Raw genomic sequence first — 25,177 nt, forward strand, 5'->3', positions numbered from 1 at the left:
GCTTTAGTGGCGGGGGGTGGGGGGGGGCGCTGGCTGTTGGCGGCGGGGGGGGGGGGGGGGGGGGGGGGGGGGGGGGGGGGGGGGGGGGCCCCCCCCCCCCCCCTACGGCCCCGGCTGCACGTGCCAGGGCTTCCAACGCCGGCAGGTCACAACCGTCGGAGACCTGCGCCGCCATCGCCGCCACCGCCTCCACCGCGGCGGCGTGCCGCTCGGCGACCGGCACCAGCCCCAGATGCCGCGAGGGCGTGTCCACCTGGGGAACGCGCCGCAGCACACCGAGTACCGGCACCCCCGCCTGCTCCAACGCCTCCCGCAACAGCTCCTCGTGCCGGTCCGAGGCGACCTTGTTCAGGATCACGCCCCCGACCCGCACCTCCGGGTCCCAGGAGGCGAACCCGTGCACCAGCGCCGCCACCGACCGGGACTGCGACGACGCGTCCACGACCAGCACCACCGGCGCCCCGAGCAGCTTCGCGACATGAGCCGTCGACGCCAGCTCACCTTCGCCCGCCGCCCCGTCGTACAGCCCCATCACGCCCTCGACGACGGCGATGTCACACCCTCGCGCCCCGTGCAGGAACAGCGGCCCGACCAGCTCGGGCCCGCACAGGTACGCGTCGAGGTTCCGTCCCACCCGCCCGGTCGCGAGCGCGTGGTACCCGGGGTCGATGTAGTCCGGCCCGACCTTGTGCGGGGACACGGCGAGCCCCCGCGCGGCGAACGCGGCCATCAACCCCGTGGCGACGGTGGTCTTGCCACTGCCCGACGAGGGCGCGGCGATGACCAGCCGTGGGACGGAAGCACTCACCACTCGATGCCCCTCTGGCCCTTCTGGCCCGCGTCCATGGGGTGCTTGACCTTGGACATGTCGGTCACGAGATCGGCGAAGTCCACGAGCTTCTCCGGCGCGTTCCGCCCGGTGATGACGACGTGCTGCGTCCCGGGCCGCTCGCGCAGCACGGAGATCACCTCGTCCGTGTCCACCCAGCCCCAGTGCATCGGGTAGGCGAACTCGTCGAGCACGTACAGCTTGTACGTCTCGGCCGCCAGGTCCCGCTTGACCTGCTCCCAGCCCTCCCGGGCCTTCTCCTCGTTGTCCATCTGGGCATCGCGCTGCACCCAGGACCAGCCCTCGCCCATCTTGTGCCAGTCGACGGACCCGCCCTCGCCGGAGGCGCCCAGCACCCGCAGCGCGTTCTCCTCGCCGACCTTCCACTTCGCCGACTTGACGAACTGGAACACCCCGATCGGCCACCCCTGGTTCCAGGCCCGCAGCGCGAGACCGAAGGCGGCGGTGGACTTGCCCTTGCCGACGCCCGTGTGCACGACGACCAGCGGCCGGTTCCGCCGCTGGCGGGTCGTCAGTCCGTCGTCCGGCACCACACTCGGCTGTCCCTGCGGCATTACGCGGCCCTCCTCTGCACGTCCTTCACGAGCCCGGCGATGCTGTCCGCCCGCAGCTCGTCCAATGTCACGGCCGTACCGCCCAGTTCACCGGCGAGCTGCCCGGCGAGCCCGAGCCGCACCGGCCCCGATTCGCAGTCCACGACGACCGAGGCGACCCCGTCGGCCGCGAACAGCCGGGCCGCACGCCCGGACAGGGCGACCGGCTCGGGGCCACCGGTGGCCCGCCCGTCAGTCACCACCACGACCAGCGGCCGCCGCGCGGGATCGCGCAGCCGCTCCACGCGCAGCACGTCGTGCGCGCGCAGCAGCCCCGCGGCCAGCGGGGTGCGCCCGCCGGTCGGCAGCGTCTCCAGCCGGGCCGCCGCCGCGTCCACCGACGAGGTCGGCGGCAGCGCGACATCCGCGTCCGTGCCGCGGAAGGTCACCAGGCCCACCTTGTCGCGCCGCTGGTAGGCGTCCAGCAGCAGCGACAGCACGGCGCCCTTCACGGCGCTCATCCGCTGCCGTGCCGCCATCGACCCGGAGGCGTCCACGACGAACAGCACGAGATTGCCCTCGCGCCCCTCGCGGGTGGCCTGCCGCAGATCGTCCCGGCGCACGACCAGGCCCGGCCCGGACCGTCCGCGCGCCCGCTGGTGCGGCGCCGCGGCCTGCACGGTCGCGGCCAGGTGCAGCTTGGTGAGGGCGCCCCGGGGCCGCCGGGCCCCGGTCGTCCGCCCGTGCTCGGTCCGGGCCCGGGAGCGCCGCCCGGCGGCCCCTTCGCCGATCCCGGGCACGCTCAGCACCTTCGTCCGGAAGGGTTCGGAAGCCCGTACGGCCGACTGCTCGCCGGCCCCCGAGGGCTGCGGCTGCCCGTTCTCGCCGGCCTCGGGCCGGGCCGCGGCGTCGCCGTCGCCCTGGGGCGCGTCGTCGGGCTCGGGCTGCCCGCCGCCCCCGCCGGGCCCGTCCGGGCCGGGGTCCGGGTCCGGGTCGTCGTCGTCCGAGCCGCCGAACTCCTCCAGCGTCTCGTCGAGTTTGTCCTCGTCGAGCCCCGGCGCGTCGAAGGGGTTGCGCCGCCGCCGGTGCGGCAGCGCGAGCAGCGCCGCCTGCCGGACGTCCTCCGCGAGCACGTCCGTGCGCCCGGCCCAGGCCGCCAGGGCGGTGGCGGTCCGCGCCATCACGATGTCGGCGCGCATGCCGTCCACCTCGAAGGCCGCGCAGGTCGCCGCGATCTGCCGCAGCGCCCCGTCGCCCAGCCGCACGGACGGCAGCAGCTCCCGCGCGGCGACGATCCGCGCCCGTACGGCGGCCTCCTCCTCGGCCCAGCGCGCGGCGAAGGCGGCCGGGTCGTCGTCGTAGGCGAGGCGCCGCTTGACGACCTCCACCCGCTGGTCCGGCTCCCGCGAGGCCGCGACCTCCACGGTCAGCCCGAACCGGTCGAGCAACTGCGGCCGCAGCTCGCCCTCCTCGGGGTTCATGGTCCCGACGAGCAGGAAACGGGCGGCGTGCCGTACGGAGACGCCCTCGCGCTCCACGTACGAGGCGCCCATCGCGGCGGCGTCCAGCAGCAGGTCGACCAGATGGTCGTGGAGCAGGTTGACCTCGTCGACGTAGAGGATCCCGCGGTGCGCGTCGGCCAGCAGGCCCGGCTCGAAGGCCTTCACGCCCTCCGACAGGGCCCGCTCGATGTCCAGCGCGCCGACCAGCCGGTCCTCGGAGGCGCCGACGGGCAGTTCGACCATGCGGGCGGGCCGCTCGGCACCGCCGCCGGCCTCGTGGGGCCCGTCCGGGCACCCCGGGTCCGGGGAGTCGGGATCGCAGGAGAAACGGCAGCCGGGGAAGACCGGGACCTCGGGCAGCAGCGCCGACAGCGCCCGCACCGCCGTCGACTTGGCCGTGCCCTTCTCGCCGCGTACCAGCACACCGCCGACCGCGGGCGACACCGCGTTCAGCAGCAGCGCGAGCCGCAGGTCGTCCTGGCCGACGACGGCCGTGAACGGAAAGGGGGTGCTCACTTCTCGTCGCCCTCCAGGTCGCCTTCGAGTTCCAGGTAGGTGGCGCGCAGCCGCTCCAGCGTCTCCGCGTCGGGCTCGGCCCACAGTCCGCGCTCGGCGGCCTCCAGCAGCCGTTCGGTGATGCCGCGCAGCGCCCAGGGGTTGGACTTCTTCATGAAGTCCCGGTTCTCCGGGTCGAAGACGTACTCGGCGCTGAGCTTCTCGTACATCCAGTCGTCCACGACCCCGGCCGTGGCGTCGTACCCGAACAGGTAGTCCACGGTCGCCGCCATCTCGAAGGCGCCCTTGTAGCCGTGCCGCCGCATGGCCGCCATCCAGCGCGGGTTGACCACCCGGGCGCGGAACACGCGGTGGGTCTCCTCGCCGAGCGTGCGGGTCTTCACCTGGTCGGGGGTGGCCGAGTCGCCGACGTACGCCTCGGGGCTCTCACCCGTGAGGTGCCGCACCATGGCGACCATGCCGCCGTGGTACTGGAAGTAGTCGTCGGCGTCGACGAGGTCGTGCTCCCGGGTGTCGACGTTCTTCGCGGCGACGGCGATCCGCTTGAACGCCGTCTCCATGTCCCCGCGCGCGGCCCGCCCGTCGAGCCCCCGCCCGTAGGCGTAGCCGCCCCACACCGCGTACACCTCGGCGAGGTCGGCGTCGGAGCGCCAGTTGCGGGCGTCGATCAGCGGCAGCAGACCGGCCCCGTACGCGCCCGGCTTGGAGCCGAAGATGCGGGCCGTGGCCCGGCGGCGGTCGCCGTGCTCGGCGGTGTCCTGGTCGGCGTGGGCCCGGACGTAGTTGGACTCCGCCGGCTCGTCCAGGTCGGCGACCGTGCGCACCGCGTCGTCGATCAGGCCCACCACGTGCGGGAACGCGTCCCGGAAGAAGCCCGAGATGCGGACCGTCACGTCGATGCGCGGCCGGCCGAGTTCCGCGAGCGGGATCACCTCGAACCCGGTCACGCGCCGCGAGGCGTCGTCCCACACCGGCCGGCAGCCCAGCAGCGCCAGGATCTCGGCGATGTCGTCGCCCTGCGTGCGCATCGCCGAGGTGCCCCACACCGTCAGGCCGACGGACTTCGGGTACTCACCGGTGTCCTGGAGGTACCGCTGCACCAGCGAGTCCGCGAGCGACTGCCCGACCTCCCAGCTCAGCCGGGACGGAATGGCCTTGGGGTCGACGGAGTAGAAGTTGCGGCCCGTCGGCAGGACGTTGACGAGCCCACGGGTCGGCGAACCGGACGGGCCGGCCGGGACGTAGCCGCCGTTCAGCGCCCGCAGGATGTGCCCGATCTCGTCGGTGGTCTTCTCCAGCCGGGGCACGACCTCGGTGCAGGCGAACTCCAGCACGGCGACCGCGTCGGGCAGTTCGGTGCCCAGGACCTCCCGGACCAGGGCCGCGCTCCCGTCGACCGCCCAGCCGCGCTCCTCCATGCCCTCCGCGATCCGCCGGCACAGCTGCTCCAGCAGGTCGATCGCGTCGGCGGCGCTGCGGGCCGGGCCGTCCACCAGGTCCGTCAGCTCGACGGGCACCTTCACCGGAGCGCCCGGCTCGGCCAGCAGTTCCTTCTCCACCAGCCCGAAGTGCTGCGCCAGCGAGGCCCGGAGCCCCGGCAGCGCGTTCGCCTGCCCGCCCCACACCTGCGAGGCGCGCAGCACGGCCAGTACGAGGTTCACGCGCGGCTCGCCGACCGGCCCGCCGCCCAGGATGTGCAGGCCGTCGCGGATCTGCACGTCCTTGATCTCGCACAGGTAGCCGTCGATGTGCATGACGAACTCGTCGAACTCCGCGTCGTCCGGCTGCTCGTCGACGTGCAGGTCGTGGTGGAGTTCGGCCGCCTTCACCAGCGTCCAGATCTGGGCACGCACGGTCGGGGCCTTGGCCGGGTCCAGGTCGGAGACGAGCGCGTACTCGTCGAGGAGCTGCTCCAGCTTGGCCAGGTCGCCGTAGGTGTCGGCGCGGGCCATGGGCGGCACGAGGTGGTCGACGACCGTGGCGTGCCCGCGCCGCTTGGCCTGGGTGCCCTCGCCCGGGTCGTTGACGATGAACGGGTAGACCAGCGGCAGGTCCCCGAGGACCGCGTCCGGCGCGCAGCCGCCGCTCAGCCCGAGGCCCTTGCCGGGCAGCCACTCCATGGTGCCGTGCTTGCCCATGTGCACGATGGCGTCGGCGCCGAAGCTGTTCTCCAGCCAGCGGTAGGCGGCCATGTAGTGGTGGGACGGCGGCATGTCCGGGTCGTGGTAGATCGCGATCGGGTTCTCGCCGAAGCCGCGCGGCGGCTGGATCATCACCACGACGTTCCCGAACTGGAGCGACGCCAGCACGATGTCGTCGCCGTCGACGTAGAGGCTGCCCGGCGGCTCACCCCACGCCTCGGTCATGGCGTCCTTCAGCTCCGGGTCGAGCTTGTCGAACCAGGCCCGGTAGTCGGCCAGCGGCACCCGCGCGGGCGCGGCGGCCAGCTGCTCCTCCGTCAGCCACTCCACGTCGTGCCCGCCGGCGTTGATGAGCCGGTGGATCAGCTCGTCACCCTCGTCCGGATGCCCCTCGACGACGTACCCGGCGTCCCGCAGCGCGTCCAGCACCCGCACCGCCGAGGCCGGGGTGTCCAGCCCGACCGCGTTGCCGACCCGCGAGTGCTTGGTCGGGTACGCGGTGAAGACCAGCGCGAGCTTCTTCTCGGCGTTCTCCTTGTGCTTCAGCCGCGCGTGCCGTACGGCGATGCCGGCGACGCGCGCGGCCCGCTCCGGGTCGGCGACGTAGACGGGCACGTCGTCCGGCCCCTGCTCCTTGAAGGAGAACGGCACGGTGATCAGCCGCCCGTCGAACTCCGGGATCGCCACCTGCATCGCGGCGTCCATGGGGGAGAGGGCGGCGTCCGAGTCCGCCCAGGCCTGCCGCGAGGACGTCAGACACAGGCCCTGGAGCACGGGGATGTCCAGCTCGGCGAGGGCGCCGATGTCCCAGGCCTCCTCGTCACCGCCCGCCGAGGCCTGCGAGGCGTGGGTGCCGCCGGCCGCGAGGACCGTGGCGACCAGGGCGTCGGCCTGCCCGAGGATCTCGTACAGCCCCTCGTCCGCCCCGCGCAGCGAACCGCAGTACACGGGCAGCGCGTTGGCGCCCCGGGCCTCGATCGCGTCGCACAGGGTGTCCACGAAGGCGGTGTTGCCGCTCAGCTCGTGGGCCCGGTAGAAGAGCACTCCGACGGTCGGACGGCCCTCCACGCGGGCGCGCTCGCCGTGGACGCCGTACTCGGGCATCTTCCGCGGCTCGACGAACCCCTCGCCCGTCAGCAGCACGGTGTCGGAGAGGAACCGGGCGAGTTCGGTCAGGTTCTCCGGCCCGCCCTCCACGAGGTACTTCAGCGCCTCCGCGACGACACCGGCCGGGACGGACGACTCGGCCATCAGCTCCGCGTCCGGCACGGCCTCGCCGCCGAGCAGCACGGTCGGGACGCCGGAGGCCTTCAGCGCGGCGAGCCCGTCCTCCCAGGCCCGCTTGCCGCCGAGCAGCCGGACGACGGCGACGGACGCCCCGTCCAGCAGCGCCGGCAGCTCCTCCCGGACGTCCACGCGGGTCGGGTTGCCGATCCGGTAGTCGGCACCGGAGGCGGCCCGGGCCGCCAGCAGGTCCGTGTCGGCGGTCGACAACAACAACACAGTGCTCATGCGGGTGCTCCCGGTGGAATGAAGGGCAGTCCTTGCGGCGCGCCGGACTCGATGAGCCGCCACAGCGCGTCGGTGTCCGCGTGCTGTTCGATCAGGTCGCCGAGCCGGTCGAGCTGCTCCTCGCGCAGCGCGGCGAACGAGGTGTCCGGCGCGGGCACGAAGCGGCGGCCCGCGGCGGCCGCCACCTCGCGCAGGAAGGCCCGCCGGAAGCCGTCCGACTCCAGCGAGCCGTGCCAGTGCGTGCCCCAGGTCTGGCCGACCCGGCAGCCGTCCAGGAAGGGGACTCCTCCGGTGACGTCGGCGACGCCGTGGTGGATCTCGTAGCCCTCGACGTGTTCCCCGAGGGCCTCGCCCGCCGGTCGCGTGAGGGTCTTCTCGCGGGCGAACCGCACCCGCACGGGCAGGATCCCGAGCCCGTCGACGTGGCCCCGGCGGCTCTCCACGTCGTCCTCGATGTGCTCGCCGAGGATCTGGAAGCCGCCGCAGACGCCGAGCACGGGCCGCTGCTCGGCGGCTCTGCGGACCAGCGCCTCGGCGAGGCCCCGCTCGCGCAGCCACTCCAGCGCGCGGACTGTTCCGCGAGTGCCGGGCACGATGACGAGGTCGGCGTCGGCCAGCTCCTCCGGCCGGTCCACGAACCGCACCACGACGCCCGGTTCGGCGGCCAGCGCGTCCACGTCCGTGAAGTTGGACATGAGCGGCACGGCACAGACCGCGACGCGCAGCACGTCCTCGCCGACCGGCGGCGCGACCACGGACTCCCGGACGGCCCCCCGCAGGGAGACGCGCAGTCCGTCCTCCTCGTCGATCCCGAGCCCGTGCCGGAACGGCAGCACGCCGTACGTCTTGCGCCCCGTGAGGCCGTGCAACATCTCCAGACCCGGCTCCAGCAGGGAGACGTCCCCGCGGAACTTGTTGACGAGGAACCCGGCGACACAGGCCTGGTCCTCGGGCGACAGCAGCGCCACCGTCCCGAAGAACGAGGCGAACACACCGCCCCGGTCGATGTCGCCGACGACGAGCACGGGCAGCCCGGCGTTCCGGGCGATCCCCATGTTCACGATGTCCGTCCGCCGCAGATTGATCTCGGCGGGAGAACCGGCCCCCTCACAGATCACCGCGTCATACGTGCCCCGCAACTGCTCCAGGCAGTCCAGCACCGTCCCGAGCAGCCGCTGCTGCCGGCCGCCGTGGTAGCCGCGCGCACTCATCTCCCCGACCGGCTTGCCCAGCAGCACGACCTGACTGCTCTGCTCGCCACCGGGCTTGAGCAGCACCGGATTCATCAGGGCGGCCGGCTCGACGCGGCAGGCCTGCGCCTGCATGGCCTGCGCCCGCCCGATCTCGGCGCCCTCCGTCGTCACGAAGGAGTTCAGGGACATGTTCTGCGCCTTGAAGGGTGCGACCTTCACGCCCTGCCGCACCAGCCACCGGCAGATCCCGGCGGTCACGACGCTCTTGCCGGCGTCGGAGGTCGTACCGGCGACAAGAAGCCCACCGCTCATGTCATTTCCCCCTTCTCGTTGACCGCGCGCTCATCAGCAACCGCGCACCGGCGCACGCCCCGAGCGCGAGCCACGTGACGCGCTTCGACAGCCGCACGGCCCGCTCGACGTCGTGCGTGCCGACGGCCCGACCCCGGGTGTTCAGCACGGGCCGGTGCTCCACCCGCCCGCCGTACGACAGCGTCCCGCCGAGCCGCACCCCGAGCGCCCCGGCGAACGAGGCCTCCACGGGCCCGGCGTTGGGACTCGGATGCTGCGCCGCATCGGCCCGCCAGGCCCGCACGGCCCCCTGCGGATCCGGCCCGGCCAGGGCGGCGAGGACGGCGGTCAGCCGCGCACCGGGCCACCCCGCGAGGTCGTCCAGGCGCGCGGAGGCCCACCCGTAGCGGCGGTAGCGGGCCGACTTGTGCCCGACCATGGCGTCCAGGGTGTTGACGGCCCGGAACCCGAGCAGCCCCGGCACCCCGCCGACGGCCCCCCACACCAGCGCCCCCACCACCGCGTCGGAGGTGTTCTCGGCGACGGACTCGACCACGGCCCGGGCCATGCCGTCGGCGTCGAGGGCCTGTGGATCCCGGCCGCACAGATGCGGCAGCCGCGCCCGGGCCGCCTCGACGTCCCCGGCCTCCAGGGCGCGCCCGATGGTCCGCGCCTCCCGGGCGAGCGAAGTCCCCCCGACGACGGCCCAGGTGGCGGCTGCGGTCAGCGCGACGGACGCGACGGGGGAGGTCCGCACGGCCCGCGCGGCGACGGACCCGAGGGCGGCGGCCCCTCCGGCACACACGGCGGTGTGCAGCGCGCCCCACCCGCGGTGGTCCCGCCACAGCACCCGTTCCACGGCGCCCGCGGCCCGTCCGAACGCGGCGACCGGATGCCCCCGGCGAGGATCACCGAGCAGCAGGTCACCGATCAGACCGGCGGCGGCACCGTACGCGAAGACGCGACCGGCACCCATGGGCTCAGCCGGCCAGCAGGGCGGGCGGGGGTGGGGTGGTGAACCTCGATCGGCAGCCGCGCATGGCGATACGTGTCCTCACTCAGGGTGTCCACGCCCTGGTTCGACGAGACCGGCGGTGAGAGTTCCTGGCTCCCGGGGATCACTACCCCGGTGACAGTGGCGGGACCGCGCCGGAATCGCACCGGCTTCCTCTCCTGCCGCCGTATTGGCCCCGGCAGTCCACCACGGCCGCGAACCGCCGTCAACTTGCCGTTGACCTGCGAGGGGAGAGTGTGGAGAACCCCACATCGTCCCCTCCCGTAGACACGACGAACGGGCGGCACGAAACCGAAGTTCCGTACCGCCCGGCGGACACGATGGGACGTCAGGCCCTCAGGCCACGATCAGGTAGATCCCGTACCCGACAGCCGCCGCGCACGCCGCGAAGCACGCGTACGCGCCGGTGACCGCGAGGCCCGCGGACCCGCCCTGGGCCACCGCCCGCTCGCGGCGGGACAGACCGGTGATGCCGAGGGTGAACAGGGCCACGAGAGCCACGGTGACCACGAGGCTGACGCCGAACACGGAGCCGAGGGCCGCCCAGTCGATCTTCATATCGGAGACTCTTCCTTGTTGCCGGTGGGCGGGGTCAGACCGAGGTGGTCGTGGAGGCCGTCCGCTCGGCGGTGGCCTGGGCGGGGAACGACGGCACGGGCTCCTCCGCCGGCGTGCCGGCCGGCGGCGGCGTGACCGCGGCCATCGCCGTGGTCACCACGCCCGCGGGCTCGGCGTCGTCGGTGTCGTTGACGTTCGTGTGGTCGACGATCTCCCGCCGCGACAGCTTCCAGATGGCCGCGCTGGAGACGACGAGGAAGACGGCCACCACCGCGGTGCCCCAGGCGCCGAAGCCGGTTACGTACTCGGCGAGAGCGCCCACCAGGGCCGCCGCCGGCAGCGTCAGACCCCAGGCGACGAACATCCGCGTCGCGGTCGACCAGCGGACGACACCGCCCTTGCGGCCGAGCCCCGCGCCCATCACGGCGCCGGAGACGGAGTGCGTCGTGGAGAGGGAGAAACCGAGGTGCGAGGAGGCCAGGATGACCGTGGCCGCGGAGGTCTGGGCGGCGAAGCCCTGCTGCGGCTGGAGGTCGGTCAGGCCCTTGCCCATGGTGCGGATGATGCGCCAGCCGCCCAGGTAGGTGCCGAGCGCGATCGCGATGCCCGCGGAGAGGATGACCCACATGGGCGGGTCGGAGTCGGGGGCGAGGGTGCCGCCGGCGACCAGGGCGAGGGTGATGATGCCCATGGTCTTCTGCGCGTCGTTGGTGCCGTGCGCCAGGGAGACCAGGCCCGCCGACGCGATCTGGCCGGCCCGGTAGCCCTTCTTGGCGGACTCCGTGTCCTCGGCCCGCTTGCCCAGCTTGTACGTCAGCCGGGCGCCGAGCATCGCCGCGATGCCCGCGACCAGCGGGGCGGCGATCGCCGGGATCAGGACCTTGGTGACCAGCACGTCACCGTGCACCGCGCCGACGCCCGCCGAGGCGATCGTGGCGCCGATCAGACCGCCCATGAGAGCGTGCGAGGAGCTGGACGGCAGACCGACCAGCCACGTCAGCAGGTTCCAGAGGATCGCGCCGACCAAGGCGGCGAAGATGACCTCGGGCCGGATGCCGGCCTCGTCGACGAGGCCCTTGGAGATCGTGTTGGCGACTTCGACGGACAGGAAGGCGCCGACCAGGTTGAGGACCGCGGACATGGCCACCGCAACCTTGGGCTTCATGGCGCCCGTGGAAATGGTGGTGGCCATCGCGTTCGCGGTGTCGTGGAAACCGTTCGTGAAATCGAACGCGAGTGCGGTTACCACCACAATCGCGAGGATCAGCGAGAAGCTTTCCATTTACCCAGGCAATCGTTCGAGGTCGTTGGCTGGACGACCGTAGGCAACCTGAGTGAACGGGAGATGAACTGGGAGGGGCGCAGGGGTGACCGCACAGGGGGGTCCGGGCGACGTCTCGGGAGGGCCGCCCCGGCGCCCCGTGGCCGGGCGCCCCGCGCGTCCTCTTCAGCTGATCGAGTGACCCGGTGAAGGGGTTCTGGGCACCCGGCAGGGTTCCGCCGCCGTGGCCGTGGCATGTGTACTCCTTTCGTATACGCACGGCGACTCCCCCGGACCGTCGGTCACCTTTACGGACCGTCGGCTTCCGGCCTGAAGAGCCCCCGGCCGGCAGCGCGTTGGACCCCTGCCTGGCAGGATCGCGGCATGGCTGAGCAGCGAGGCGACGAGCGGGGCACGGAAGACGCACGGGAGCGCGGACGGGACGCACGGGAGCGCGGACGGGACGCGGGGGAGCGCGGACGGGACGCGGGGGAGCCGCGGCGCAGGAGCGCCCGCCCCGAGGAGGCGAGCGCCTGGGAGGACCTCGTCGCGGCGGCCCGCCGGACGGTCGCGGACGGACTCGTCGTCGGCACCTCCGGGAACGTCTCCGTGCGCGTCGGGGACACCGTCCTGGTCACGCCGTCGGGCGTCCCCTACGACCGGCTGACCCCGGACGACGTGACCGGCGTCGGCCTCGACGGCCGGCAGGTCCTCGGCACCCTCGTCCCCACCAGCGAGCTGCCCATGCACCTCGCGGTCTACCGCACGACCGGCGCTCGGGCCGTCGTCCACACCCACGCCGTCCACGCGACGGCCGTCTCGACGCTCGTCAGCGAGCTCCCCCTGATCCACTACATGGCCGCGGCGCTCGGCGGCCCCGTCCGAGTCGCCCCGTATGCCACCTACGGAACCGACGAGTTGGCCGAGAACATGCTCCGCGCCCTCGACGGCCGCTCCGGCTGCCTCCTCCGGAACCACGGCACCGTCACCCACGGCACCACCCTCGCCCAGGCCTACGACCGCACCGCCCAGCTGGAGTGGATGTGCCGCCTGTGGCTGACCGCCTCCTCGGTGCCCGGCCAGGCCCCGAGCCTGCTGTCCCGGGAACAGCTGACGGAGGTGGAGGAGCGCCTGCGCGGCTATGGCCAGCGGGGCTGAGCCGTCCCCGCGGCCGCCGCGGAGGTCACCCCGCCGCTCCGCCCCACTGGTCGCCCGCGGAACCGGCCGGGACACTGGAGCCGTGCGCACTGTCAGAGCGGCGGCCGCTGCCGTCACCGCCGTCATCGGTGCCGGTGCCGCCGCGGTGGCCGCCGGCCGGCTCGCCAGCGACGCCGCGCTCAAGGCGCCCCCCGGCCGGCCCCTGCCCACCGAACCCCGGCTCACCGTGCACGGCACCGCCGCCGGGCAGATCAGCCTCACCCGGGACCTCGCCGCCCTGCGCCCCGGCCGCTACGGCCTGTCCGGCAACGGCTCGCACGCGGTCGTCGGCCCGGTCCTGACCGGCGCACCGCACCCCGTGGACGCCGTCGTGCGCCGCCTGGAGAGCGTCACCCACGGCACGCTGAAGCCCGGTGACAAGGTCTGGCTCACACCGAACGTGTACGTCGGCAACCCGGGCGCCGCCCTCGGACTCGCACACGCCGACGTCGACGTCCCCGGCGAACTCGGAGCCCTGCCCGCCTGGTTCGTGCCGGGCAAACGGGACACCTGGGTGATCGCCGTGCACGGCCTGGGCGCCACCCGTGAACTCGCCATGAACGTCATGCCGTTCCTGCACCGCAACCACTTCCCGGTGCTCGCCCTCGCCTACCGCGGCGACCTGGGCGCGCCCCGCCCGCCCGACGGCCTCAGCCACCTCGGCGAGACCGAGTGGCGCGACCTCGACGCCGCCATCCGCTACGCCGTGCGCCACGGAGCCCGCCAGGTCGTCCTGCACGGCTGGTCCACCGGCGCCACCATGGCCCTGCGTGCCGCCGCGCACTCGGGGCTGCGCGACCGTGTCTCCGGGCTCGTCCTGGACTCCCCGGTGCTCGCCTGGGAGACCACCCTGCGCGCCCTGGCCTCGGCCCGTCGCACCCCGGGGGCGCTGCTGCCCCTCGCGGTCCGGGCCGCACAGGGCCGCACCGGCCTGTCCGGCGGCCGTGCCGCGGGCCCGGCACCGACCGGCGGGCCGAGCGTCCCGGCGCTCGTCATCCACGGCCCGGACGACGCCGTCGCCCCCTGGCAGCTCACCCGCCGGTTCGCAGGCGCCCGCCCCGGCACGGTCGCCCTGCGCACCGTCCGCAACGCACCCCACGGGGCCATGTGGAACGCCGACCCGGAGGCCTACGAGGAAGCCCTCCGGCGCTTCCTGACCCCCCTCATGTGACGCCGCTCCCGCCCACCCGCCGACCCCGCCTCCCGCTCCGGCTTCTCACGCACCCCCGTTCACGCCCCCTTCGCCCCGTCGCAACCGCATGCCGCCGCCCCTCCGCCGACCGGTCGCGAGGATTCCGTTTAGCGTCGTACCACTGGCCGATTCCGGGCCCTCGGCCACTCCCGCGCACCGGTGCGTTGGCCATCCCCGTCGCCCGCCGTGACATTCCGTTTGGGTTTTCGGACCGTCAACCGGAAGACTGCACCCGTGACGTCCCGTATCCCGCGCGACTCCAGGCTTCGACTCGTCCGCCCGCGACCCCTGGCCGCCGCCCCACCAGCGATGAACCAGCGGCGCTCGCGCCGCCCCGCGCCCCGCCCCCCGGAGGGCACTCCGGCACCGGCGGAGCTGGCCAGAATGGCACGCTCAGGTCTCGCCGACGCGGCTCGCGTCGCCCGCTGGGCCGACGCCGCGCTCGGCCCCGGCCGGGACAGCGCCACCGATGACGGCAAGGCCACCCTCTCCGACGCGACGGCCGAACGGGCCGCCCGCGAACTGGGCCTGACACCCGCTCAGGTCAGAGCCGACTGGGACACCGCCCGCCTCGCCGGCCTCGTCGAGGTGCACGGCGACAGCGCCCGCCCCGGCTGGCGGCTGCGCGCCTGGGACCGCGACGACAGCGCCGTGCTGCGCGGCTGGGTCGCGCTCTTCGACGCCTGGTCGCTCGCCCACCCGGAGCCCGAGGAGCACGAGCCCGCCGCCGTCGCCGAGGTCGTCTCCGCCATGCCGCAGGCGCTGTCCTTCCTCCAGCTGTCGGCCGGGCCGGTCCCCGAGGAGCAGCTCCTCGACCTCCTGGAGCAGCGCGTCACCGAGCTGCGCACCGCCCGCTGCGAGATCCCCTACGGCCCCCAGCCCGAGCCGCCGGCCGAACCGGAGCCCACCGACGCCCCGCTCGCCCCCCTGCTCGACTGGGCCCTGCGCGCCCTCGCCTCCGTCGGCGCCCTCACCTACGGCGACGGCCAGGCCACGCTCACACCCCTCGGCAGCTGGGCCGTCTGGGTCAAGCTGGAGCAGATCTGCGTCGCCGCGCAGAGCCCCGCCGGGAACATCGAGCAGGCCGCCGACGACATGCTCCGCGGCTGCGCCCAGCTGCGCCCGAACGCGGCCCGCGCCGAGTATCGCGCCTGGCTCGCCGCCCGCCCCGTCGGCAGCGCCGTCACCGAACTCCTCGGCGCCGCCCGCGGTGAGGACGCCCTGCTGCGCGGCCTCGCCTTCGAGGCGCTGCGCGTGGTCGGCGCCCCCGCCGAGCCGGACGTCCGAGCCGTGCTGGACGAGCCCACGCTTCGGCCGTACGCGCTGCTGTGGCTGGCCGAGCACGACGGCGCCGACCCCGAGGACGCCCACGAGGTCCTCACCCGCGAGGAGGCGACCTGGCTGTGGGTGGACACCGCGGCCGCCGTCGCCGACCACGGGGAGGCGCCGCTGCTGGTGCGCCACCTGGAGTCCGCGGTGCAGCCGACCGTCCCGATGCTCCTGGAGGAGGTACGCGCGGTCGGGCATCCGCGCACCGTGCAGGTGCTGGTCGCCCTCGCCGCCGCACACCCCGACCCGGCCCTGGCCAAGGCCGTCCGCCGGGCCGCCTTCCAGGTGCACACGGGCGGCAGCTAGGGGCGACGCCCGGGGCCGCGGAGCCGTCAGCCGGGGCCGGCGCCCGGGCCGCGGAGCCGTCAGCCCGCTATCTCGGGCGCGTACGTCCCGAAGCTCCACACGTTGCCCTCGACGTCCCGGGCCATGTACTCCCGGGAGCCGTAGTCCTGGTCCGTCGGGGGCATCAGTACCTCCACGCCGTGGTCCACCGCGCGGCGGTGGTGTCCGTCCACGTCGTCCACCACCACGTACACCCCCGTGGCGCCGGCGCCCTTCATGGCCGCGTCGAACTGGCCGCCCCGGCCCTTGGTGCCCACCATCACCGCGCCGTTGCCCTGGGCCAGCTCGGCGTGCAGCACCGAGCCGTCCTCGCCCTCGTACACCGACAGCTCCGTGAAGCCGAAGGCCTCCGTGAGCTGCCGGATCGCCGCTTTCGCGTCGGCGTACAGCAGCGTCGGGTAGATGCTCGGACGCCCGCCGGACGTGCCTGCCATGGCGATCACTTCCTCGTGTCCCGCTGGGTGTTCCCCCTGCCGGGAGCCGGACTGCGGCCCGGTGTTCAGTCTTCCACCGGCCACTGACAACGGCTTTTCGTCCGGCCGCCGGTGATCGAACACCCGCACACAGAAAAAGTGGTTGCACGCCCCCGTTAGACTGTCCCCATGGCCATTCTCCTCGCGCATTAGACGGCGGGAACGCCCGCCCGTCGCCCGCCACCGCCCTTCCAACGGCGCGCTACGCGCGGCACCCCCTGATTCGTCCATCCCGCCCCCCCCCGTATCCGCCCTGGAGTCTGTCCGTGATCTCCGCCTCCGGTATCGAGCTGCGCGCCGGTGCCCGCGTCCTCATCGAAAACGCCTCGTTCCGCATCGCCAAGGGCGACCGCATCGGCCTGGTCGGCCGCAACGGCGCGGGGAAGACCACCCTCACCAAGTGCCTGGCGGGCGAGGGCATGCCCGCCGGCGGCGCCATCACCCGCTCCGGCGAGGTCGGCTACCTCCCGCAGGACCCCCGCACCGGCGACCTCGACATCCTCGCCCGCGACCGCATCCTGTCCGCGCGCGGCCTGGACGTACTGATCCGCAAGATGCGCGACAACGAACAGCGCATCGCCAACGGCCAGGGCGCCACCCGCGAGAAGGCGCTCAGGCAGTACGAGCGCCAGGAGACGGAGTTCCTCACCAAGGGCGGGTACGCCGCCGAGGCCGAGGCCGCCACCATCGCCGCGGCGCTCAACCTGCCCGACCGGGTCCTCGGCCAGCCGCTGCACACCCTCTCCGGCGGTCAGCGCCGCCGTATCGAGCTGGCCCGCATCCTCTTCTCCGACGCGGACACCCTGCTGCTCGACGAGCCCACGAACCACCTCGACGCCGACTCGATCGTCTGGCTGCGCGACTACCTGAAGACCTACCGCGGCGGGTTCATCGTGATCTCCCACGACGTGGACCTGGTCGAGACGGTCGTGAACAAGGTGTTCTACCTCGACGCCAACCGCGCCCAGATCGACATCTACAACATGGGCTGGAAGCTCTACCAGCAGCAGCGCGAGGCCGACGAGAAGCGCCGCAAGCGCGAGCGGCAGAACGCCGAGAAGAAGGCCTCCGCGCTGCACTCGCAGGCCGACAAGATGCGGGCCAAGGCCACCAAGACCGTCGCCGCGCAGAACATGGCCCGCAGGGCGGACAAGCTGCTGGCCGGCCTGGAGGCCGAGCGGAAGTCCGACAAGGTCGCCAAGCTGCGCTTCCCCGAGCCCTCCCCGTGCGGCAAGACCCCCCTCATGGCCGAGGGCCTGTCGAAGTCCTACGGCTCGCTGGAGATCTTCACCGACGTCGACCTGGCCATCGACAAGGGCTCGCGCGTCGTCATCCTGGGTCTCAACGGCGCGGGCAAAACCACTCTGCTCCGCCTGCTCGGCGGCGCGGAGCAGCCCGACACCGGCAAGGTCATCGAGGGCCACGGCCTCAAGCTCGGCTACTACGCCCAGGAGCACGAGACCCTCGACCCGGAGCGCACGGTCCTGGAGAACATGCGCTCCGCCGCCCCCGACCTGGACCTGGTGGAGGTCCGCAAGACGCTCGGCTCGTTCCTGTTCTCCGGTGACGACGTCGACAAGCCGGCCGGGGTCCTCTCCGGCGGCGAGAAGACCCGCCTCGCCCTCGCCACCCTCGTGGTGTCCTCGGCCAACGTGCTGCTCCTCGACGAGCCGACCAACAACCTCGACCCCGCCAGCCGCGAGGAGATCCTCGGCGCGCTGCGCACCTACAAGGGCGCGGTCGTCCTCGTCACGCACGACGAGGGCGCCGTCGAGGCGCTCCAGCCGGAGCGGATCATCCTGCTGCCGGACGGCGTCGAGGATCTGTGGGGTGCCGATTACGCGGATCTCGTCGCCCTGGCCTGAGCGTCAGTGCCGCTTGATCGAATGCGTGATCAACGCCGTATGGATCATTCGGCCTAGCGGTGATCCATCATCTGTGTGAGATCTCCTCGTACCGAGGTGTGTCCTACATCGATTTCGCGGCCGAGCCCCCGATTCTTCCGGGCTCGGCCGCGCCGCCTTTCTGACCTGGCCTTTTCCTCCACCATCCGTTGGGCCGCCGGGACACCACTCTTCGGAATTCCATATTCCGCATGTGGGGATGTGCTCCTGTCGTCACAACCTTGTCTCACCGACCTTGCCGAATGGGTGGCCATCAAGGCCCGGAGGGGTGATCATGAGGAGACCAGAGCGCACTTCCCATGAGGAGGCACGGGTGGCCGAGACTCTGAAGAAGGGCAGCCGGGTGACCGGCGCCGCGCGCGACAAGCTCGCGGCAGACCTGAAGAAGAAGTACGACGCCGGTGCGAGCATCCGGGCGTTGGCCGAGGAGACCGGCCGCTCGTATGGCTTCGTGCACCGCATGCTCAGTGAGTCGGGCGTCACGCTGCGAGGGCGTGGCGGGGCGACCCGGGGCAAAAAGGCCACGGCCTGACCCCGGGTGGCCCCTCGGCTTCGATGGTGGCCACCCGGTCGGTCGTCTGACCGGTCGGGTGGTTACTGTGCAGTCACTTAAGTGTGGCCTGCCACGGCGTCACAGCCGTCGCGGTCCACACAAGACGACCGCACACATCGGAGGCGTCCCATGGCTTCGTCCGACCAGGACCTCGTTCCCGTACTCGACAAGGACGGCGTACGGCTCACCGTCGACGACGCGATCGCCACGGTGACGCTGACCAACCCGGCCAAGCGCAACGCGCAGAGCCCCGCTCTGTGGCGGGCGCTGACCGAGGCCGGGCGGCAGCTGCCGGGCTCCGTCCGCGTCGTGGTGCTGCGGGCCGAGGGCAAGTCCTTCTCGGCCGGGCTCGACCGACAGGCGTTCACGCCCGAGGGCTTCGACGGCGAACCGTCGTTCATCGACCTCGCGCGCGGCGCCGACGCCGAGCTGGACGCGACCATCGCCGAATACCAGGAGGCGTTCACCTGGTGGCGGCGCAGCGACATCGTCTCCGTCGCCGCTGTCCAGGGGCATGCCGTCGGGGCGGGCTTCCAGCTCGCCCTCGCCTGCGACCTGCGCGTCGTCGCCGACGACGTGCAGTTCGCCATGCGCGAGACCAGCCTCGGACTCGTGCCCGACCTGACGGGCACCCATCCGCTGGTGGGACTCGTCGGCTACGCCCGCGCGCTGGAGATCTGCGTGACCGGGCGCTTCGTCGCGGCCGAGGAGGCCGTGAACACCGGCCTGGCCAACGTCGCCGTGCCCGTCGGCCAGCTCGACGACACCGTGCGCGACCTGGCCTCGGCCGTACTCGCCGCCCCCCGCGACGCCGTCGTCGAGACCAAGGCCCTGCTGCGCGGCGCCCAGGACCGCACGTACGAGGAGCAGCGCGCGGCGGAGCGCCAGTCCCAGGCCCGCAGGCTGCGGGACCTCGCGGGCGTCGGGGACTGAGAACCGCTGGGCTGCCGGGCCGCCGGGCCCGCCCGGAGCGCGGTCAGCCGATCGCGCTCACCACGACCGCCACCGTCGGGTGATCCGGCAGCGCCCTCCTGACCACCGTCCGGACCTCGCGGGCCACGTCCCGGGCCCGCCGGTCCGCGCGCACCGCCAGCTCCAGCCGGACATGACGGTGCGGCAGAGCCGTGCCCTCGTGGGGGAGTTCGTCGATGTGCACGGGGTGGCCCAGCGTGCCGGTCAGCCCGAGCACGCCCGGCACCCCCAGCGCGGCATCGGCCACGCGGGCCTCGTCGCCGCCCTCGGCCCGCGCCGCACGCGGAGGCTCGGGGAGGCCCGCCGCGGGCTCGGCCGCCGCGGGCGCGTCCTCGTCCAGCAGCCCCGTCACCTTCAGATCCACCTCCGTCACCGTCAGGCCGAGCCGCTCGGTCGCCGCGGTCGCCAGCGCCGCCCGCAGCAGGGACGCCGTCGTGGGCAGCGGCTGCGCAGCCGTCGCGGCGAACTCCGCCGTCACCCGCAGCGGCCCGGGCGGCAGGGCACTCGGCGGAGCGGGTACCGCCGGCTCAGCGGTGTCCGCCGCGTCGGCGACCACGACACGGAGCGCGTCGAGGCGTACGCCCGGCGCGTCCTGGACCGCGCTCCGCAGCACCGCCTCGGCTGCCCGCTCCGCGATCCACGCGCCGTCCCGCGCGTCACCCAACGGCAGAAGCCTGCCGATTCCCAGCTGATGTCTCACTGTCTGCGTCCATCGGTCGGCCGTCATTCCTCCAGCCTGCCGTATCAGGGGCGCGCTCCCACGCAACCGTGCTTACGGTGGTCCCAGGACGACGACCGAAAAGGACGTGCGGCGATGACTGACATGACCGAGAACCGGGGCGGGGAGTCCGAGACGCCGGCGGCGCGCAGGAGCCCGCTGGTCAAGCGCGGCGGAGGAGACCCCGGTTCCCGGGGCCGTACGACCATCGCGGACGGCGTCGTGGAGAAGATCGCCGGGCTCGCAGCCCGGGACGTCGACGGTGTGCACGCCATGGGCAGCGGTCTTTCCCGCACCTTCGGCGCCGTGCGCGACCGGGTGCCCGGCGGCGCGAAGTCCGTGACGCGCGGGGTGAAGGCCGAGGTCGGTGAGGTGCAGGCCGCCCTCGATCTGGAGATCGTCGTCGACTACGGCGTGTCGATCGCCGATGTGGCCCGGGACGTACGGGAGAACGTCATCACCGCCGTGGAGCGGATGACCGGCCTGGAGGTCGTGGAGGTCAACATCGCGGTGAGCGACGTGAAGCTCCCCGACGAGGAGGAAGAGGAGCCGGAGCGCCGGATCCAGTGAGGCGCGGGCCATCGGACAACACAGCGGCTGAGGAGCTGAGGAGCGCATGAGCATGGCCGTGGTCGGCATGATCGCCGGCATGGCGCTGGCCTTCGCCGGGTATTTCGGCGGATTCGGTGCCTTCGTGCTGGTGGCGGCATTGGGCGCCGTCGGCTTCGTCGTCGGCCGGTTCCTGGACGGGGACATGGACTTCGGCGACTTCTTCCGTGTCCGTGAACGGCGGCGGTGACGCCCGTGAGCACGGGGGCCGGTGAGCTCGACAGACCCCTGGCGGTCGTCCCGCCGGGCGAGCGCGGCGGGACCCGGATCGCCGACCGGGTCGTCGCGAAGATCGCCTCGCAGGCGGCCCGCGAGGCCGTCGGCACGCTGCCGCCCGACGCCGGCCGGCCCTCCGCGTCCGTCGTCGTCCACCACGAGGTCGCCCACGTCCGGGTCCACATCGAACTCGACTACCCGTGCGACATCGGCGCGCGCTGCCGCCAGGTGCGCCACCACGTCGTCGAACGGGTGGGCGCCCTGGTGGGAATGCAGGTGCCGGAGGTCGTCGTCCAGGTGGAGCGGCTGCACCCGGTCGCGGCTCCGGGCGCGGTACAGGGGAGGACCCGATGAGCGAACCCCAGGGCACGGAGCCCCCCCAGGGCACGGAGCCCCCCCAGGGCACGGAGCCCCCCCAGGGCACCACGCAGCGCCTGCCCGTCGTCGACCACCAGGAGCCGGAGAACGGTGACGGGACCGACCGGTCCGAGTCGCCGGCCGCGGCCGAACCCGGCGGCGAGGGCGGCCGGGTGGGCCGCTTCTGGTCGCCGCGCCGCGTCCCCGCGGGCATCGTCGCCCTGCTGCTCCTGGGCCTCACCGGTCTTTTCCTCTACGACATCGTCTCCGTGCGCGCCGGCCGGCCCGGCATGTACTGGCGGCGGGAGCTGGCCGAACAGCTCGCCGAACGGCCCCTCGACGACACCTGGGTGCTGGTGGGCGCCGGGGTCGCCGCCGCCCTCGGCCTGTGGCTGCTGATCCTGACCGTCACCCCCGGTCTGCGGGACGTCCTCCCGATGCGGCGCACCCACCCCGACGTGCGCGCCGGACTGCACCGGGACGCCGCCGCCACCGCGCTGCGCGACCGGGCCATGGAGGTGGCCGGCGTGCAGTCGGCGCGGGTACGGGTGCGCCGCAGGCGCGCGGACGTCCGCGCCGTGTCGCACTTCCGGGAACTGGACGACGTACGAACCGATCTGGACGCCGTGGTGGCCGACGCGGTCGGCAAGCTGGGGCTGTCCCGGCCGCCCTCGCCGTCGGTGCGGGTCCGGCGGCCCGGCCGGAAGGAGTGAGAGCGGTGCTCAGGACCGTCAACCGCGTGTTCCTCGGCCTGGTGGGCCTGGTGCTGCTCGTGCTGGGCGGCTCCGTCCTGGCCGTCGGCCTCGGCGCCCCCGTGCCCTCGTGGTGGATCCACGACAGCAGGCACGACGTGCTGCTGAGCGACGCCGAGCGGACCCGCTGGCGCGACGACGGCTGGTGGTGGCCGGTCGTCATCGCCGCCCTCGCGGTCCTGCTGCTGCTCGCCCTGTGGTGGCTCGTCGCGGTTCTGCGCCGGCGCCGCCTCGCCGAGGTCCTCGTCGACACCGGCGACGGCGAGGGCGCGCTCGTGCGCGGCCGGGCCCTGGAGAACGCCCTCACCCAGGAGTCGGCGCGCATCGACGGTGTGGGCGGAGCCCACGCCCGCCTGAAGGGCCGCCGCGACACGCCCGAGGCCCACGTGCACCTCGCCCTGGAGCCGCACGTGGATCCCGGGACGGCCCTGAACGACTTCACCACCGGCGCCCTCAGCCACGCCAGGACATCGGCGGATCTCGCCTCACTTCCGGCGGAGGTGCGGCTGAAGGGCGTCAAACACGGCGCTGAACGGGTGAGTTGAGCACCGGTGCGGCACGGGCGGATGCGCCGGGTGCGGCCCGTCAGAACCCGTGCCGCGCGCCGCCGTCGACCGGCACCATGACCCCGGTCAGATAGGAGGCCGCCGGCGACATCAGGAACGCCGCCACCCGCCCGAACTCCTCCGGAGTTCCGTACCGACGCAGCGGAATCCGTGATTCCGACGCCGCCCGGGTCGCCTCGGGGTCCGCCGAGAGCGCGTCCAGCTGCCGTACCCGGTCCGTGTCGATCCGCCCGGGCAGGACGCCGACCACCCTGATGCCCCGCGGCCCCAGCTCGTCGGAGAGCGACTTGGCGAACCCGGCCAGGCCGGGCCGCAGCCCGTTGGAGATGGTCAGCCCCGGAATCGGCTCGTACACCGACCCGGACAGCACGAACCCGATGACACCCCCGGCCTCCATCTCGGCGGCCGCGGCGCGAGCCAGCCGGACCGCACCGAGGAACACCGACTCGAACGCCGTCTGCCACTGCTCGTCGGTGTTGTCCGCGACGAACCCGGCCGGCGGCCCGCCCACGCTGACGAGGACACCGTTGAAACGGCCGAAGCGCTCCCGCGCGGCGCCGATCAGCACGGCCGCCGCGTCCGGGTCCGCGTTGTCGACGGCCACCCCGGCCGCGTTCGGTCCCAGCTCGGCCGCCGCCTCGGCGACGCTCTTCTCGTCCCGCCCCGAGACGACCACCTTCGCCCCGTCCGCGACGAGCTGACGCGCGGTGGCGTTGCCGAGGCCGCGCGTGGCTCCGGTGACGACGTACACCCGGTCCTTCAGTCCAAGATCCATGGTCCCTATCCTGCCCCGTCCGCACCGAACAGGGCGAGGGCGGTGTTCACCAGCCCGATATGGCTGAAGGCCTGCGGGAAGTTGCCGAGGTGCCGGCCGGTCACCGGGTCGAACTCCTCGGACAGCAGCCCGACGTCGTTGGCGAGCCCCGCCAGCCGTTCGAACATCTCGCGGGCCTCCTTCGTGCGCCCCGTCATGAACAGGGCGTCCGCGAGCCAGAACGAGCACACCAGGAACACGCCCTCGCCGCCGGGCAGCCCGTCCACGTCCGTGTCGGCCGTGCTGTAGCGGCGCAGGAAGCCGCCGTGCGTCAGTTCCTCGCGGACCGCGTCGATCGTGCCGATCACCCGCGGATCGTCGGGCGGCAGGAACCCGACGCGCGGGATGAGCAGCAGGGCCGCGTCCAGTTCACTCGAGCCGTAGGACTGCGTGAAGGTGTTGCGCTCCGGGTCGTAGCCCTTCTCGCACACCTCCTGGTGCACCTCGTCGCGCAGCGCGCGCCAGCCGTCCAGGTCGCCGTCCAGCTCCGGATGGCGCTCCAGGGTGCGGACGGCACGGTCGGCGGCCACCCACACCATCACCTTCGAGTGCACGAACTGGCGCCGCCCGCCGCGCACCTCCCACAGCCCCTCGTCCGGCTGCCGCCAGCTGGTCCGCAGGAAGTCCATCAGGGCCGTCTGAAGCGCCCACACGTCGGGCTGGGGGGACAGCCCCGACTCGCGGGCGAGGGACAGGGAGTCCATGACCTCGCCGTAGACGTCCAGCTGGAGCTGGTTCACGGCGTCGTTGCCGATGCGCACGGGAGCGGACCCGACGAAGCCGGAGAGCCACGGCAGCTCGAACTCGGGCAGTCGCCGCTCGCCCGCCACGCCGTACATGATCTGCAGGTCCGCCGGGTCGCCCGCGACCGCGCGCAGCAGCCAGTTCCGCCAGGCCTCCGCTTCCTCCTGGTAGCCCGCCGCGAGCAGCGCGTTCAGGGTGAGGGTGGAGTCGCGCAGCCAGCAGAAGCGGTAGTCCCAGTTGCGCACCCCGCCCGGCTCCTCGGGCAGCGAGGTGGTGGGGGCGGCGACGATGCCGCCCGTCGGGGCGTAGGTGAGCGCCTTGAGGGTGATCAGGGAACGCACGACGGCGTCGCGGTGCGGGCCGTCGTAGCGGCAGCGCGCCACCCAGGCCCGCCAGTCCTCCACGCTGTGGCGCAGTGCGTCGTACGGGTCGACGAGCGGGGGGCGCGGCTCGTGGGAGGGGTGCCAGGTCAGGACGAAGGCGACCTTTTCCCCCTTCTTGACGGTGAACTCCGCGTGCGTGCCGAAGTCCTCGCCCCAGCTGGTCACCTCCGGCTCGCTGCGCAGCCAGGTCGAGTCCGGGCCGGCGACGGCGACGCGATGGCCGTCGGACCGGCGCACCCAGGGGATGATCGAGCCGTAGTCGAAGCGCAGCTTCAGGACGCTGTGGAGCGTCACCTCGCCGTCGAGGCCCTCGACGACGCGTACGAGGTCGGGGGCGCGGTCGCGCTGGGGCATCAGGTCGGTGACCCGGACCGCCCCTTGCTCCGTCTCCCACTCGGTGTCCAGGACCAGGGTGTCCTGGCGGTAGGCGCGCCGGGTGCAGCGGTCCGCCCCCACGGGGGCGATGCGCCAGTACCCGTTGTCCTCGTCACCGAGCAGTCTGGCGAAGCAGGCGGCCGAATCGAAGCGGGGCAGACACAACCAGTCGACGGATCCGTCCGTACCGACCAGGGCCGCGGTCTGCTCGTCGCCGATGAGCGCGTAGTCCTCGATGCTGGGGTGCACGGAGTGCGGGTTCCCGGCAACTCGGCGTGGCAATCAGGGCGGGGGCCGGGGGAGTGA

Annotated in this window: 23 protein-coding genes and 1 riboswitch; of the genes, 11 read left to right on the forward strand and 12 right to left on the reverse strand. The window is 73.5% G+C overall.

Going from position 1 to position 25,177, the window contains the following annotated elements; all coding sequences use genetic code 11:
- The 8 genes from AB0E85_RS34120 to AB0E85_RS34155 form a co-directional block, all read right to left on the reverse strand.
- On the reverse strand, positions 1-808 hold an 808-nt coding region (locus AB0E85_RS34120), incomplete at its 3' end, for a cobyrinate a,c-diamide synthase (protein ID WP_361935640.1).
- On the reverse strand, positions 805-1,404 hold the full coding sequence (gene cobO, locus AB0E85_RS34125; protein ID WP_361935643.1) for a cob(I)yrinic acid a,c-diamide adenosyltransferase: 600 nt from the start codon (positions 1,402-1,404) through the stop codon (positions 805-807). The genes cobO and AB0E85_RS34120, both read right to left, overlap by 4 nt.
- Positions 1,404-3,401, reverse strand: a complete 1,998-nt coding sequence (locus AB0E85_RS34130; protein ID WP_361935646.1) for a putative cobaltochelatase — start codon at positions 3,399-3,401, stop codon at positions 1,404-1,406. Before AB0E85_RS34130 ends, cobO begins: the two co-directional genes overlap by 1 nt.
- The gene (gene cobN / locus AB0E85_RS34135; protein ID WP_361935649.1) at positions 3,398-7,054 is read right to left on the reverse strand and encodes a cobaltochelatase subunit CobN; all 3,657 of its coding nucleotides are present in this window, start codon (positions 7,052-7,054) and stop codon (positions 3,398-3,400) included. Before cobN ends, AB0E85_RS34130 begins: the two co-directional genes overlap by 4 nt.
- The gene (locus tag AB0E85_RS34140; RefSeq protein ID WP_361935651.1) at positions 7,051-8,559 is read right to left on the reverse strand and encodes a cobyric acid synthase; all 1,509 of its coding nucleotides are present in this window, start codon (positions 8,557-8,559) and stop codon (positions 7,051-7,053) included. The genes cobN and AB0E85_RS34140 overlap by 4 nt, the downstream gene beginning before the upstream one ends.
- A 1-nt stretch (position 8,560) precedes the next feature.
- Positions 8,561-9,514 (reverse strand): cobalamin biosynthesis protein, encoded by a 954-nt coding sequence (locus AB0E85_RS34145; protein WP_361935654.1) that lies wholly within the window; start codon positions 9,512-9,514, stop codon positions 8,561-8,563.
- A 99-nt stretch (positions 9,515-9,613) separates the two neighbouring features.
- A riboswitch (cobalamin riboswitch) is annotated at positions 9,614-9,772 on the reverse strand.
- Positions 9,773-9,889: 117 nt separating this feature from the next.
- Positions 9,890-10,111, reverse strand: a complete 222-nt coding sequence (locus AB0E85_RS34150; RefSeq protein WP_033310903.1) for a hypothetical protein — start codon at positions 10,109-10,111, stop codon at positions 9,890-9,892.
- Positions 10,112-10,145: 34 nt separating this feature from the next.
- Positions 10,146-11,393 carry an inorganic phosphate transporter gene (locus AB0E85_RS34155; protein WP_361935657.1) on the reverse strand — a complete coding sequence of 416 codons (1,248 nt, stop codon included), beginning with the start codon at positions 11,391-11,393 and terminating at the stop codon, positions 10,146-10,148.
- Between the two features lie 363 nt (positions 11,394-11,756).
- On the opposite strand from AB0E85_RS34155, the gene AB0E85_RS34160 reads away from it, so the two are divergent.
- The 3 genes from AB0E85_RS34160 to AB0E85_RS34170 all read left to right on the forward strand — a co-directional run bounded on the left by AB0E85_RS34160 (position 11,757) and on the right by AB0E85_RS34170 (position 15,396).
- Positions 11,757-12,530, forward strand: a complete 774-nt coding sequence (locus tag AB0E85_RS34160) for a class II aldolase/adducin family protein (RefSeq protein WP_361935660.1) — start codon at positions 11,757-11,759, stop codon at positions 12,528-12,530.
- 82 nt (positions 12,531-12,612) lie between these two features.
- Positions 12,613-13,740, forward strand: coding sequence for an alpha/beta fold hydrolase (locus tag AB0E85_RS34165; protein WP_361935662.1), 1,128 nt, complete (start codon positions 12,613-12,615; stop codon positions 13,738-13,740).
- A gap of 255 nt (positions 13,741-13,995) precedes the next feature.
- Positions 13,996-15,396, forward strand: a complete 1,401-nt coding sequence (locus tag AB0E85_RS34170; protein ID WP_361935665.1) for a hypothetical protein — start codon at positions 13,996-13,998, stop codon at positions 15,394-15,396.
- 59 nt (positions 15,397-15,455) lie between these two features.
- On the opposite strand, the gene AB0E85_RS34175 is transcribed toward AB0E85_RS34170, so the two are convergent.
- Positions 15,456-15,869 carry a VOC family protein gene (locus AB0E85_RS34175; RefSeq protein WP_361935668.1) on the reverse strand — a complete coding sequence of 138 codons (414 nt, stop codon included), beginning with the start codon at positions 15,867-15,869 and terminating at the stop codon, positions 15,456-15,458.
- Positions 15,870-16,174: 305 nt separating this feature from the next.
- Here AB0E85_RS34175 and AB0E85_RS34180 point away from each other — a divergent pair, with 305 nt between their 5' ends.
- The 3 genes from AB0E85_RS34180 to AB0E85_RS34190 all read left to right on the forward strand — a co-directional run bounded on the left by AB0E85_RS34180 (position 16,175) and on the right by AB0E85_RS34190 (position 19,298).
- On the forward strand, positions 16,175-17,773 hold the full coding sequence (locus AB0E85_RS34180; protein ID WP_358954177.1) for an ABC-F family ATP-binding cassette domain-containing protein: 1,599 nt from the start codon (positions 16,175-16,177) through the stop codon (positions 17,771-17,773).
- A 352-nt stretch (positions 17,774-18,125) separates the two neighbouring features.
- Complete coding sequence (locus AB0E85_RS34185) at positions 18,126-18,344, forward strand: helix-turn-helix domain-containing protein (protein ID WP_010037790.1); 219 nt, start codon at positions 18,126-18,128, stop codon at positions 18,342-18,344.
- A 150-nt stretch (positions 18,345-18,494) separates the two neighbouring features.
- Entirely contained in the window at positions 18,495-19,298 is an 804-nt protein-coding gene (locus AB0E85_RS34190; RefSeq protein WP_361935672.1) for an enoyl-CoA hydratase/isomerase family protein, read from the forward strand.
- Between the two features lie 43 nt (positions 19,299-19,341).
- On the opposite strand, the gene AB0E85_RS34195 is transcribed toward AB0E85_RS34190, so the two are convergent.
- Positions 19,342-20,064, reverse strand: coding sequence for a nucleopolyhedrovirus P10 family protein (locus AB0E85_RS34195; RefSeq protein WP_361935675.1), 723 nt, complete (start codon positions 20,062-20,064; stop codon positions 19,342-19,344).
- Between the two features lie 87 nt (positions 20,065-20,151).
- Here AB0E85_RS34195 and AB0E85_RS34200 point away from each other — a divergent pair, with 87 nt between their 5' ends.
- From AB0E85_RS34200 to amaP, 5 genes are read left to right on the forward strand one after another with little or no spacing between them, the layout of a single operon-like run.
- Positions 20,152-20,625 (forward strand): Asp23/Gls24 family envelope stress response protein, encoded by a 474-nt coding sequence (locus AB0E85_RS34200; protein WP_359148158.1) that lies wholly within the window; start codon positions 20,152-20,154, stop codon positions 20,623-20,625.
- 46 nt (positions 20,626-20,671) lie between these two features.
- On the forward strand, positions 20,672-20,854 hold the full coding sequence (locus tag AB0E85_RS34205; protein WP_033310926.1) for a hypothetical protein: 183 nt from the start codon (positions 20,672-20,674) through the stop codon (positions 20,852-20,854).
- A complete protein-coding gene (locus AB0E85_RS34210) occupies positions 20,851-21,234 on the forward strand; it encodes a hypothetical protein (RefSeq protein WP_361935679.1) in 384 nt (127 codons plus the stop codon). Before AB0E85_RS34205 ends, AB0E85_RS34210 begins: the two co-directional genes overlap by 4 nt.
- Positions 21,231-21,950, forward strand: coding sequence for a DUF6286 domain-containing protein (locus AB0E85_RS34215; protein ID WP_361935682.1), 720 nt, complete (start codon positions 21,231-21,233; stop codon positions 21,948-21,950). The genes AB0E85_RS34210 and AB0E85_RS34215 overlap by 4 nt, the downstream gene beginning before the upstream one ends.
- Positions 21,947-22,534 (forward strand): alkaline shock response membrane anchor protein AmaP, encoded by a 588-nt coding sequence (gene amaP / locus AB0E85_RS34220; protein WP_361935685.1) that lies wholly within the window; start codon positions 21,947-21,949, stop codon positions 22,532-22,534. Before AB0E85_RS34215 ends, amaP begins: the two co-directional genes overlap by 4 nt.
- Before the next feature lie 40 nt (positions 22,535-22,574).
- Here amaP and AB0E85_RS34225 read toward each other — a convergent pair whose 3' ends face one another.
- The gene (locus AB0E85_RS34225; protein ID WP_361935687.1) at positions 22,575-23,330 is read right to left on the reverse strand and encodes an SDR family oxidoreductase; all 756 of its coding nucleotides are present in this window, start codon (positions 23,328-23,330) and stop codon (positions 22,575-22,577) included.
- A 5-nt stretch (positions 23,331-23,335) separates the two neighbouring features.
- Complete coding sequence (locus AB0E85_RS34230) at positions 23,336-25,120, reverse strand: glycoside hydrolase family 15 protein (RefSeq protein ID WP_361935690.1); 1,785 nt, start codon at positions 25,118-25,120, stop codon at positions 23,336-23,338.
- Between the last annotated feature and the right edge of the window lie 57 nt (positions 25,121-25,177).

The organism is Streptomyces sp. NPDC029044 (genome assembly GCF_040637495.1).
In the GTDB taxonomy this organism is placed as follows: Bacteria; Actinomycetota; Actinomycetes; order Streptomycetales; family Streptomycetaceae; genus Streptomyces.